This window comes from Peptostreptococcus stomatis DSM 17678, assembly GCF_000147675.1.
Taxonomy (GTDB): domain Bacteria; phylum Bacillota; class Clostridia; order Peptostreptococcales; family Peptostreptococcaceae; genus Peptostreptococcus; species Peptostreptococcus stomatis.
Genome location: NZ_ADGQ01000056.1, coordinates 66,980 through 80,189 on the forward strand (window position 1 = coordinate 66,980; position 13,210 = coordinate 80,189).

The following is a 13,210-nucleotide window of genomic DNA, read 5'->3' on the forward strand; positions in this document are numbered from 1 at the left end:
CCAATTAATCTTATATTTATTTTAAATTATTATTTATGCTTACGTTTATATACCTATCTATTCTTATTTATTTCTATCCTTATACATATCTTTATATCTATATCTTATCTATAGGCAATTTTCATCTTATAGGTCGTTTATAATCCTATAGAATATATGCTCAACATACATCTCTATCAAATTATACTGGTGGCCTACTAATTTGGTATCTTTAATTGCCTCTGCCACTTCTTTAAGTTTTTCATCCCTTATCTTATCTAATATGTCCAGGTTGGCAGGCTTTATCTTGGTCCTAGGCTTGGATCCTTCATAATATTTCATCCTCATCAGGCTAAGGTCTATCATATCACCATAAGCCTGCTTGAGATCATCAGCCATCTTTAGTCCCTCAGGGTCAAAGTCACCTGCATAGTATACCTTGGCATCCTTGCTCAACTTGTCCATAAAGGTCCATATAGACTTTCTCAGCTTACCATGGAAGCAGACTATTGGTAGACTGTTAAACATGGCGCTTAGTATATAGAATACACTGGCGTTTTCTACCAATATTAGAGCATCTCCCAACTCCGGATATATAAGGTCCATCTTTAGTATGTGCTTAAGTGGTGCCTTCCATGAAACCTGGTTCCTACAAGATGCTGACCAAACAGAATTGACCTCGCCATTAGACCTGGCCAACATATGGTTTACACTCAAGAAGTGGAATATATCATCCAGGAGAATTCCATAGTGTTCGAATACCCTGTCCCTATACTCCATATAGGACATGCCCGCTGGCTTGTCCCCGTATGTAAGGGCTAAAATTCTAAAGAGCCAGTCACCCAAAACTGTTCCCTCATCAAACTCATAAGGGTTGGCCGTAATCTCTGCAGCAAAAACTGCCAAATATATGTAATTATCAAAGTTTACACCATCAAACTGGCCCTCCCTCTGGTTTATCTTTTCTATGGCATTACCAAGAAAATATATATCGCCAAGGGAAATCTCCTTGTACTTGTTTTCATAATATATCTTGTCCATAATCTCATCTAGGACATCAGGTCTAACAGCCGAAAGTAGCTGCCTAATCTCATCTCTGATAGTTTCCTTGATAGCCTCTTTGGACGGTTTGCTACCATCTGAGTCAACTGACAAGCCAATGCCTGTTACCTCTGATGCCAGGTAGGCTAAGTCATAGTCTCCATACTTGGTATCCAAGTGGGCACTTTTTATCTTGGCCACACTTACATCATTTTTAGACCCAAGGTCTGCCACTGACTCACCCACAAAATCTGCAATCTTGACCTTTTGCTTGTCAGTATAGTCCTTTAGGCTAATCCTGCCAGTTAGACGGCCATATCTTTTGTATTTCATCATCAGGTCCTTGCACATCTTCCTATAGGCTGATGAATTTTTATAATAGTTTATCGCACTTTTTCTACTAACCTTTCTACCCATGTACACCTCCAAAAATTTATCTTACAAAAGTCTACACACTTATACACCTATTATATACCTTAAATATATATAATTAAAGACCCCACATTTATATTATGTGGGGTTCTTACTCTTTTACAGTATTTCAAATATCCATACTATATTTAATATTTGCTCTTATGTATTTAGATAATTTATATTTGTCTACCTTACCAAATCTCTTAATACACTATATGGTAGATACTTTTCTCCACCTATAGCTATAATACTAGTCAAACCAGCATCCTCTATATACTTCTTAACTACAGCATTAGTATTCTTATTTCTTGATGCTAGTAGTGTTGGCTTGTTATACTTACCAGATATTGGTGAAATAACCAAGGCATCTGCAAATTCTTCACCTGATGCTATAAAGGCTTCTGTACTATCCTTAAACTTAGACTTGGCTATGGCTACTGATGTTTCATACCTGTCCTTACCTGCCATTCTTTCTAAAACGCCTGGAAGCTTGGCTTCTGTAGACTTAGATATTGTGTTAGTTCCACCTGCTATATAAGTCTTGTTTATATCTAGGGCCTTAATGGCCCTTACAACCTGGTCTGGTACAAGGTTCTTCTTAACTAGTAATATTGGGTATCCATCCCTTGATGCAAATGTTCCTACTGATAGGGCATCTGGGAATACCTGGCCTGAAGCTATTACTCCTGTGTTCTTCTTGCCTGTTATACCAGTTACTCTTCTTGCTACCATTTCAGATGTACCGTACCTGTCTACACCGGCGATTCTTTCTACATCCTTATCCTTGTCATAGGCCTTTAAGTCTCCTCTTACCTTTTCAGATATAGAGTCTGGACCACCTACTATAATTACTTCTTCAGCACCTAGTCTCTTTATTTCGGCACCTACTCTAGGGTCTAGCTTGTTTGTTGGGTTAAGTAGGATTGGAGCATCCTTTAACTTAGCCAATACTGATGCTGTCATTGAGTCTGGGAATAAGTCATGTCTAACTACTATTACCGTCTTAGCCTTATCGTAGTACTTTTGAGAAATCTTAATTCCTGTCTCAATCCTGTCTCCTCCGTCTATCCTATCAGGATCCGGATTTGTTCCCGGATTGAACGGAGAATAAGTCTCCCTTTCATTAGTTATAGTAAGGCCATCTTTCATAGTACCCTTATATAATACCTTGTATCCCCTACCACTGAAGTTGATTGCATTATTGTTTTCTCCAACTTCCTTGACTGTATACTTATAGTATTTATTACTTCCAACTCCGTCTTCTAGTTCAAGCCCCTTGAACTCACCTTTCCAATTATTTTCCTTTGTAAGTTCAAGTTTTTTTCCTGTAGCAACATCATCCTTGTATAGTTCTACTTCAATCTTTTCAACTGGAGCCTCTATGCTACGACCAGCCTCTTTCCATTCCTTAGTAACCCTTAAATACCTTGTGGCTGGTATCATTGGTGTCCACGTAATCTTTTCCTTGTTGGTAACTGTAAGACCATCTTTCATGGTTCCACCATATTTAACGCCATACCACTTACCGGCTAACTTGACTGCTGATCCACTTTCTCCTATTTCCTTGACTGTATACTGGTAATAGTTTGTAGATCCTAAACCATTTGCTACTTGTAGATTCTTGAACTGACCTGTCCAATTATTGTCCTTTGTAAGTTCTAACTTATCACCTGTTGCAACGTCATCTTTGTATAGTTCTACTTCCACCTTGTCAACTGGAGCTTCTATAGTACTTCCTGTTGCACTTTGCCATTCCTTGGTAACCTTGATCTCCCTAGTCGGTGGTATCATTGGTGTCCAAACTAAGGACCAAATTGCATACAATTTTATATCCTTACCAAGCTTTCCTGTCTTAAAAGTATCTCCTTTGGCATACATAGTACCCTTACCATCTTCTTGGCTATTCCACCCCTTGAACTTGTAACCAGATTTTTTCATTGTGCCTGCATCTAAAACAGTCACCTTATCTGTATTGGCATCTTTTCCATCTACTGTAACAGATGGATAATATTGTTTATTATCTTTTGGTACTTGTCCTGATACATCATCATGGTTCTTATCGTAAATGATATTTCCATATACAATAATATCATAATTTCCCTTTACTGTATCTTCAGGCATTGCCTGGTTGCTAGCTGCTAATGTATTCGTTGCTGTAACCTCAGCTTTTATCTTTCCTGTATTCTTTCCCCTTACTTTTCCGTTAGAATCAACATCTGCCACATCATCGCTTAGTTGAACATACTTTAATACTGGATTTTCAGTAGGATGGTCACTTGTCGCAAGTCCTTTAGCCGCCGCATCACCTGATTCCTCACCAACATGAATCTTTACTGTCTCTGTTTTTATCTCAGGTAATCGGATAAGCCCACAACCAATAGAATCAAGTGGCTTTTCTCTTACCAGTTCAGGCAATTTAGGTGTTTTGTATGTAGTTCTATCAAAATCAGAATTCTTAGATTCTAGTAAATGCAAGTCTTCTGCCTTTAATGTAAGCTTAGTTTTACCATTTGGCATAGTAACCTTTATCCATTGACCTTCATTAAGCATAAAACTTTTTAATTCATATCTTCCGTTACTGTCAGTGGTCACACTATCAATTAAAGTATTAGCAGCTATGACTTTCTTATTAATAGTTATATCTTGGTCAGGAGAATATAGTTCAAGCTTAAGACCGCTGACTTTCTTCTCTCCATCATCAAGTTTTCCATTTTCATTCTTATCCCACCATACATCTGATGAAATAACAGCAAAATTCCCATATACATACTTCGCAGGATTAATATATCCATTCATCTTAAAACCTGTATAGTCAGTTGTTTCAAAACTTCCTCCAATATATGCTTCAAGCTCATCTGTCGTAGTTTTCGCATTAGTTTTAAGCGGTAATTTTATATTTACCTGACTGCCCTTAGGAAGTTCTCCCAAATCAAGTTTAACATGGGTTACCTTTGACCAATCAGTTATATTAGCTGCTGGAAGGAATGTATTTCCACCATCTATGCTATAACTAAATTCCTGCTTGCCCGGACGGCTATCTCCCATTACAGTTGCCTGACCTGTCAAATACATATTGAACTCGGTTTTAGGCGTTTGAACTGTCGAATTTTGGTTAGTATAAGAGACTGTTTTATCCTTTTTAGGAATTTCTATAACAGTCTTAAATTCCTTAAATCCATCTGAATCTGGTGCTTGAACAAAGAAGTCTCCACGTAAATCATCCTTTTCATCCGGATAGAATTTTTGTGTAGGGAACTTACTTCCAGCTGTACCATAAACAATATTTTCATGTTTTCCAGGGAATATATTTGAACCTACCGCTGTATTCTTAGATACTATTACCTGTACCCTACTCAAGTCTATTCCAAATAGTTTCTGTTCCCTAGTTGAACCAAGGGATCTTGCTGCATTTTCAGATAATTTATATAAATCACCTTCAAGTCTTGCATGACTATAATGTTCTTTTTTACTACCATCAAGCTTGCTTTCAAGTTTACTCATATCGTAGTAAACCATTCCATATGGATAATGCTCACATTTTCTCCTGGAGATGTGACACTTGTATATCTAAAACTCTTTAATGCAATTGTCACCGGATCTTCCATAAATTTAAGTGGATTATCATTGTAATAATAGTAGTATGAATATGCATTGTTCTTAGTGATTTCTCTAATTTTTCTATTAAGAGCCTTTATTCCGGCTTCTGTAATCGACATCTTAATCCATACTTTACCGTCACTATCCTTAACTTCTTTAATTAAAACATTACCAGATGCATTATCGTATCCTAAAAACTTACATTTGTCTACATCCGCAGAAAACTGTCTATCTTTTATTTCTACATAGGCTGCTTCAGGAATTCCATAAGGCATCTTGCCTGGTTCTGGTACGTCTGAATTCATTGCATATGCATAGGCTTTAGTACGGAAATTAACCTTTTGCATACTAGTTCCAGTCTGCGAAATTGTATTAATTGTATCATCACCAGTTTTTGAAATTACATTTTCTGCAGTCTTATTAGTAACAATATAGGTCCTAGTTAAAAGTCCATAACGTTGTGGTCCCTTAATATAGTTCCATGCTCTTCCACCAAAGGCTTGCCCCTTTCCAGCATCATGAATATGATTACTATCGCTACAGCTATCATTATAATATTTGCCTTCTAAATTCTGAACAAAGTAGTTAGGTCCATACCATGCACCCTTTTCCTTTTCTATAGTAAGCGGCTTTCCTTTAAAATCCGTATTTCTAAGTTCATATTCGATATTAGTGAATAGGGTTACTCTTCCTGTTTCTTTATCTGCAAATGGTTCCATATTATAGGTTCCATCAAAAGTTAAGACAAGACTTGACAAATGCTCAAGATTTCTATTGATACCAAGATCTATCTTAGCACCGTCACTAATATCTCCAATATTATATACCTTTTCTGCACTCTCTTCACCAGATGCATTTTTAACTGTTTTATACCTTATTTTCCATCCACTTAAGGCCTTAGTTGCCGTGAATTTTCCAGTCAATAGCCCTGTTTTATCTGCCTTAGTATCCAAGCCCTTGAGATTTAGGGTTCCTACAGTCAAATCAATTCTTGGATTTTTTGTTACAGGAGAAAACTCCTTCTTAGTTCCATAATTGAAGAAAAGCGTCCAAGTATCATAAAAAGTTCCATTTTCTGCCTGATTAGGATACAAGACATTTTCTTTTAATCTATCCCCAGTACTTTCTGCTTGCAACTGAGTACACTTTTTTTGTGTTACTGTTGTCCAAAAGAAATCATCCTTGGCTTTTTTGCTAAGATTATTTACTGGTTTTGCTACAGCCTTATCAGCCTCGTAGTCAAAATTGTCATTTGCATCTGCACTTGGGTCGGTTGACTTGGCAGAATACTTGACCTGTATGTGTCCTGTGGCTGTAGGTGTAACATAATAGTCGAATTTACTTTGGGCATACGACAACTTATGAGTGTTTTCATTATATTTTCCAGCAAAGTGTGTACTTGCATTAAAGCTATCGTTGTTTAGATGTTCCCAATAAACCTCGACTTTAGTTACTCGTCCACCAGAAGTATCAAATTTTACTTCCGGATAATTATTTACATTACTTGCCAGGTGTACAGGAGAATTCACATTTACTGTATGCTTATTGCCATCTGCAGTAGTATAAACAAGCTTTGCTACCTTGTAGGAATTAGTGTTCCATGTAACTGATGTTCCCTTCCATGCGGTCGGTTGAATTTCTTCAGGAAATTCATATGTTTCAAGTGTGGCTCCAGTCTTGTTTTTTGGAAAATACTCATTCCATACTCCATTTGAATCTTTTAGAATATAGTATTCATTACTTAAACGGGTATAACCAACATCTGAATAGTTGGCATCTGGAGACACTGCATTTGCTGTATAGAAACCTCCAGCATTTTTATAGAGCTGGTAGCCTGGTCCTGCAAATGAATAAATTTCGTATGCGTCTACAGTATGGCTCTTCATGGTTTTAATCTTTACACCTTGATTCTCAGCTTTAACAACAACTTCCTTTTTACCATCTGTACCATTTGGAGTCTCAAAAACAAATTCAGGTGTTGTAGCTTCATATAGGGTATCAGATCCTAAATCTGTTACTTCATCCTTAACCTGCCAAACTGGTGAAAATCCATTTTTAAAGGCTTGATACCATTTATGGTCACTCCCATTGTTATATAGGGCTTTTCTAGGTGTTATAAGATAATAATTTCCCTTACCGTCATTATCATTTTTCATTTCACTGAAACCAGCATAATAAGCAAGATCTAAATCATATAAACCATTTCTTACTTGTAATCTTTTTAAAATAAAATTTCCGTCAGCATTTGCCGTTTTAGGAACGAAAACCTTTATGTGTTTTAAACTCATTAAAGGAGTATTACCATCATGGATTGTACCCTGTGTATAGTAATAGTAGTCCCTATTGCCTGTAAATGGACCACTTGTAGGATCTGCATCATAAAAGCTTACAAATCCAGTATTTGTTATATTGGCCAAACTACTTGCATTTAGATGGCGATCACCTGTCACTGTAGTTTTAGTATCTTCATAATTAATTGGAGACATTTTCCACTTATATACAGATGGATTTCCTGTACTGTTAATCGGTGTATTATCCTCTCCTTCACAGGCAGCAACATTAAGACTTGTTTCAAGCTTTCCTTCATCAATCCACTTTTTACATTCTTGATCTGTCAAACTACGTCTATCGAAAGCTATATTAAATACAAGACTTGAACCACCGCCCAAAGACCCTAGAAAGCTATCATTCACATCATATATAATTTTTACTACCTTTTCATAATTTTTTTGGGAAACAGAATCCAGAGGAATTTCATTGCCATTTGCATCAAGCATTGTAATTTTTCCAAACTGTGTGCCCTCTATACCAGGATTGGATAATTTGAATCCATAAGATGGTATATCAACTACTATTCTCTGGTCACCATAATCGTTGCTACCATCATCTTTCACATGGAAGAAAGGTGTATAATTTATGGTAAACAGTGTCTTTGTCATAGTTGCCAAATTGTATTTATTTACTGATATTCCATCACCATTAGATACGTCCTCAATCTTATGACTATCATCATATACCAATAATTTACCATTACTCATAGGTGTTCCTTTATCGAGAGATAATGACCTTTTGGTACGTTTAGCTGAAGGTTCCTTGCTTTTCTCTATATTTTTATCTTCTTGTTCAGACGTATTTTCAGATAAATCTTTCTTATCCCCGTCATCCAAGTCTTCAACCTTACTTACATCAGTTAAAGCTCCTTTGCCAGTTTCTTTTTCCTGTGAAACCTTTTCTGAAGTAACCGTAGCCCCCACCTGCTCTCTTTCTGCTAAAACTAGGCTATTGGGGAAAGCCACTCCTAAAAGCATTACAAAAACCAAAAAAATTGCTATTATTTTTTGTAATACTATCCTATCCTTCTTCATAATTATCTACTCCACCTTTCATTTTATAAGTTTACCATTTTTTATTTAAAGCAGTACTTATACTTCTACATAAAAATTAATCATAAATAAAAAATTACTCAAGAGATATCAATTTTTTACATTTACAGTGCTTACTAATTTTTACTTATGATAATAGTTATAAATACTTCTACTAGTATTTTAAAATATTATAATTTACCAATTACGTTTTATACCCTTTTTTTTGAAAAATAAACCTCAAAATCTCAACTATTCGCTACATCAAATTTTTATAATAATCCAAATTAATCAACGTTTCAAAATACACTATTATATACAAAATAAAAAACTCCTTAGTAAAATCCTTAGGAGCTTTTTAACTATCTATATTATACAATACCTATGTAAATATTTATACCTATCTTTATTGAGACATACCCTTAATTTAGTTGTATTTTATTATATATATAATACACTGGCATCAAAAGATCTTGTATCTTTAATACCCGTGTACATCATCATCTCTGATAATTCTTCATTCATTCTTTCTAGCTTAGTCACTACTCCGTCCCTGCCATCTGATAGGAGTGGACCTAGTATACCCCTACCTACTGACACTGCATGGGCTCCTAGTGCTAAGGCCTTATAGGCATCGTAACCCGTATCCATAGAGCAGTCACAGAAGATAGTCACTCCACTTCCCTTCAAGGCATCTACTATTTCTGGTAGGACCATGATAGGTGGTATACCAAATGGAATTCTGCCGTGGTGGTGGGATACCACTATAGCCTGGCAACCAGCATTTCTAGCCTTTATGGCATCCTGGACTGACAGGACCCCCTTGGCTACAAATGGTATGCCTGCATGGTCTACATACTTTTTCAAGTCTTCTTCCATTACCGGTCCCATTGGATAGCCATCTACTACATCATACTTTCCATCCGTACCTGGAACGTGGTCTATATCTACACCAACTGCTACCGCGCCTGTCTTCTTGGCAAAGTCTATCTGGTCAAGTATTATCTGGTGGTCGGCGAATGGCTTTATTATACGGATTGTATCTGCCCCAACTTGACTAATCTCTTCGTATTCATCATCTGGTTCCATACCTACCCAGTTTAATAGGCCCATGTCTTTAGCTGCCTTTGCATACTCTACCATAGGTTTTTTTCCATCCTTGCCTACCTTGTTTAAGTGGGAGAAGGCTGGCATCATTATAGGAGATGAATATTTCCTTCCAAATATTTCCGTTGATAGGTCGGGTTCCACTGAATCAATTACCCTCATTTCAACAAGGATACTATCTAAATAGTTCCTGTTATGTACATTAGCATCTTCTGCCTTGCCACTTGTCACTGGTATCAGACCCTTAGGACCTGGCCACGGGCTCTTCACTTCGCTCATAATATTACCTCCCTAATTTTCTTATACTTATTGCATTTTAAATTTCATTGCATCTCATCAAGTTTGTTAACTTCCACTAGCTTCATTTACCCTATTAAGTTCATGGTACTTCATTATCCTTATAGACTTTACTTATCCCTATCAACCTGTTCCTAGAATGGCCTAAATATTGTTATCAGTGTATAGGCTACTAGGGTTATAAACATATAAACTGATATAAAGGCCGACATAAAGCTTTCTTGGTCCTTGCCATCACATAAGGCTGACAATTGGAGTGGAACCGGAAAACCTGTTGGACACATAAAGTATAATAATACTGCTGTCTTAAAATATGGATTGGCCATAAGACCTGGGAATACCAGGAAGAAGCCTCCTATTATTAGACCACATAAAACCAATCTTATCACAACCAGTGATAATAATGATTTTAGGGTTGATAAATCCACCTTAAGGTCATAGCCTAGTGTAAACAAAATTATTCCTGTAATTGGTGCTAGAACAGCAGTTATGGTGTTGTTGTACAGGGTTGATAATTCAATAGATTCCAAGATACCATATAGGCCTAAAAGATTTGCTAAGACACCCAAAATTACAGCCAATACAAAAGAATTTGTTAATATATTCTTCAATAAGCCCTTTGAAGATTGACCTGTATTTACCTGTCTAGATACCAAGATAGGAACTAGACCAAAGTTTATAATTATACCTGCCACATCAAAGGTTACTATATTAAGGGCATAGGCTGATCCTACCAAAGTAATGTATAGGGGTAGGGCTACGTTGCCCCCTTCACAAGTCATCAATAGGAAGGGTACTAGCTTCCTATATCTTTCACCTATATACCTAGACAGTATTTTTCCTATAATATAGACTACAATCCATGCTATATCCAGGAATACAATCTGCTTTAATAGGTTGGTTGATAAGTTAGATACAAATATTACATGGAATATCAGGGCTGGGAATAGGATTTTAAATACTATTTTTTTTGCCCCTTCTTTTTGGTCCCAGTTAATCCAATTCTTGCTCCTTGATAAAATACCTAGGAACATCATAAAAAATACCGGGAACAGGGTTTCTATTACTTTCATTAAGTCCTCCATAAAATAAATATGTAAAAATAAACGCTGACACGACAAAACTCCAACTTGGAGAATGGTCATAATCAGCGTTATTTCAATCATTAGTCTGGAATTAGCTCAATCTTAGCTATCCTCCAAGCTCCGTTTTTTATTTTTACTAACCACATTTTTTCCTTTTTATTCTTGTATACCTTCTTATTGGTATCCTTATAGTCTTTGTTACCATACTCACCATACATAATACTTGGATTCTTTGTGTTGAAATACCTTATATTATATGTTACCTCGTATAGGACAGTGTCTTCTAGTGGGAATGTTTCTATCTTGCCATCCCTTCTTGGGAAGGTGATTGGCTTACCCTCATAGTCTAGTTCCTTTTTGGAAACCATACGTATACTCTTGATGTTTTTAATCATGTGGGATGTAATCCTATGACCTGGCTCCCCCTTGTCATTATACAATTCCCACCTTGAATACGGCTTCTCACTTAGTACTAGAAAGGGGATATTCTTACCCATTCGCTCATCCAATGAACTATAGTACTTAGCTATTATATTTTCTGGATATATCTCATCCAGTGGAACTTTGGCATCGTGTTTTTTCGACATTGCATATAGTCCAAAAACTGTAGCTAGTGCAACAAACAAAATAATAACTACCCAATGTCTAATTTTCATTATTAAACCTCATCTTCGCACCAGGCTGCAGACTCAATCAGTATTACAGTCTCAGTATCTGAATTAACAGTTACAAATCCCCTACCTATGTCAGCCGTCCTGAAGCGACCCCCGTCTTTTTTTATTCTCAATTTTCCTTCTTTAATACCTGCAACAATCGGTATATGCCCCTTCAATATAGCCCTATCTCCAACCGTAGTTCTGAATATAGCCATATCTACCTGGTCTTCATAAAAAGTGCTGTTTGGAGTTACTACTTTTAAACTAAACATTAGTTAGCACTTCCTTTCGCCTTTCTAACTGCATCTTCTATAGTACCTACAAACAAGAATGCTGATTCTGGTAGGTCATCATGCTTACCGTCAAGTATTTCCTTAAAACCTCTGATTGATTCCTTAACTGGTACATATACACCAGGTATACCAGTAAACTGCTCACCTACTGTAAATGGCTGTGACAGGAATCTCTGTATCTTTCTAGCTCTGGCAACAGTCACCTTATCTTCATCAGATAATTCATCCATACCCAAGATAGCTATGATATCCTGTAGTTCCCTATACCTCTGTAGGATTGACTGGACACCTCTGGCTACTTCATAGTGTTCCTTACCAACTATATTTGGGTCTAGGACTCTGGATGTAGACTCTAGTGGGTCAACTGCCGGATAGATACCTAGTGATGATATCTGTCTAGATAATACCGTCTTGGCATCCAAGTGTGAGAATGTTGTCGCTGGTGCTGGGTCAGTCAAGTCATCGGCCGGTACATATACTGCCTGAACTGATGTAATTGATCCCTTCTTAGTCGATGTAATTCTCTCCTGTAGGGCACCCATCTCTGTAGCTAGTGTTGGCTGGTAACCAACTGCTGATGGCATACGTCCCAGTAGGGCAGATACCTCAGAACCAGCCTGAGTGAATCTGAATATATTATCTATGAATAGTAGGACGTCCTGACCCTCCTGGTCCCTAAAGTGTTCAGCCATTGTAAGGCCTGTTAGGGCAACCCTCATTCTTGCTCCTGGTGGCTCATTCATCTGACCAAATACCATAGCAGTCTTGTTTATAACGCCTGACTCAGTCATTTCGCCATATAGGTCATTACCTTCTCTCGTTCTCTCTCCAACTCCTGAGAATACAGATATACCACCGTGTTGCTTGGCTATGTTGTTTATAAGCTCCTGAATTAGGACTGTCTTACCAACACCGGCACCACCGAATAGACCTATCTTACCACCCTTTAGGTAAGGGGCAAGCAAGTCAACCACCTTTATACCTGTTTCCAAAATTTCTGCCTTAGTTTCTAGTTCATCGTAGGCTGGTGCTTCCTTGTGTATAGGAGAAAGGCTCACACCTTCTGGCATAGGCTTTAAGTCTATAGCCTCTCCTAATACATTGAAGACCCTACCCAAAGTTTCCTTACCAACTGGAACTGATATAGGAGCACCTGTATCCACAGCTTCCATACCCCTGACTAGTCCATCTGTAGCACTCATGGCTATACACCTTACTGTGTCATTACCTATATGCTGGGCTACTTCGGCAACTATCTTATTTCCATTTTCCAACTTTATTTCTAAAGCATTTAATAGGTTAGGTAGATTTTTTTCATCTTCAAACCTAATATCTAGTACAGCTCCAACAATCTGTACAATTTTTCCTATATTTGCCAT

8 protein-coding genes are annotated in these 13,210 nt (G+C 37.1%); all 8 read right to left on the reverse strand.

The annotated features are described in order from the left end of the window. Positions 1-126: 126 nt before the first annotated feature. The 8 genes from HMPREF0634_RS05345 to atpD all read right to left on the reverse strand — a co-directional run bounded on the left by HMPREF0634_RS05345 (position 127) and on the right by atpD (position 13,210). Complete coding sequence (locus HMPREF0634_RS05345) at positions 127-1,437, reverse strand: TIGR02679 domain-containing protein (protein WP_007789706.1); 1,311 nt, start codon at positions 1,435-1,437, stop codon at positions 127-129. Between the two features lie 183 nt (positions 1,438-1,620). Next, positions 1,621-4,935, reverse strand: coding sequence for a cell wall-binding repeat-containing protein (locus tag HMPREF0634_RS09855; RefSeq protein WP_207326442.1), 3,315 nt, complete (start codon positions 4,933-4,935; stop codon positions 1,621-1,623). Further along, on the reverse strand, positions 4,932-8,396 hold the full coding sequence (locus HMPREF0634_RS09675; RefSeq protein WP_040565797.1) for a hypothetical protein: 3,465 nt from the start codon (positions 8,394-8,396) through the stop codon (positions 4,932-4,934). Before HMPREF0634_RS09675 ends, HMPREF0634_RS09855 begins: the two co-directional genes overlap by 4 nt. A gap of 438 nt (positions 8,397-8,834) precedes the next feature. Then, positions 8,835-9,779 (reverse strand): FMN-dependent dehydrogenase, encoded by a 945-nt coding sequence (locus HMPREF0634_RS05360; protein WP_007789644.1) that lies wholly within the window; start codon positions 9,777-9,779, stop codon positions 8,835-8,837. Positions 9,780-9,931: 152 nt separating this feature from the next. Continuing rightward, positions 9,932-10,870 carry an AEC family transporter gene (locus tag HMPREF0634_RS05365; RefSeq protein ID WP_007789684.1) on the reverse strand — a complete coding sequence of 313 codons (939 nt, stop codon included), beginning with the start codon at positions 10,868-10,870 and terminating at the stop codon, positions 9,932-9,934. A 92-nt stretch (positions 10,871-10,962) separates the two neighbouring features. Next, positions 10,963-11,538, reverse strand: coding sequence for a hypothetical protein (locus tag HMPREF0634_RS05370; RefSeq protein WP_040565798.1), 576 nt, complete (start codon positions 11,536-11,538; stop codon positions 10,963-10,965). 2 nt (positions 11,539-11,540) lie between these two features. Continuing rightward, a complete protein-coding gene (locus HMPREF0634_RS05375; RefSeq protein WP_007789617.1) occupies positions 11,541-11,810 on the reverse strand; it encodes a FoF1 ATP synthase subunit delta/epsilon in 270 nt (89 codons plus the stop codon). Next, the gene (gene atpD, locus HMPREF0634_RS05380; RefSeq protein ID WP_007789718.1) at positions 11,810-13,210 is read right to left on the reverse strand and encodes a F0F1 ATP synthase subunit beta; all 1,401 of its coding nucleotides are present in this window, start codon (positions 13,208-13,210) and stop codon (positions 11,810-11,812) included. Before atpD ends, HMPREF0634_RS05375 begins: the two co-directional genes overlap by 1 nt.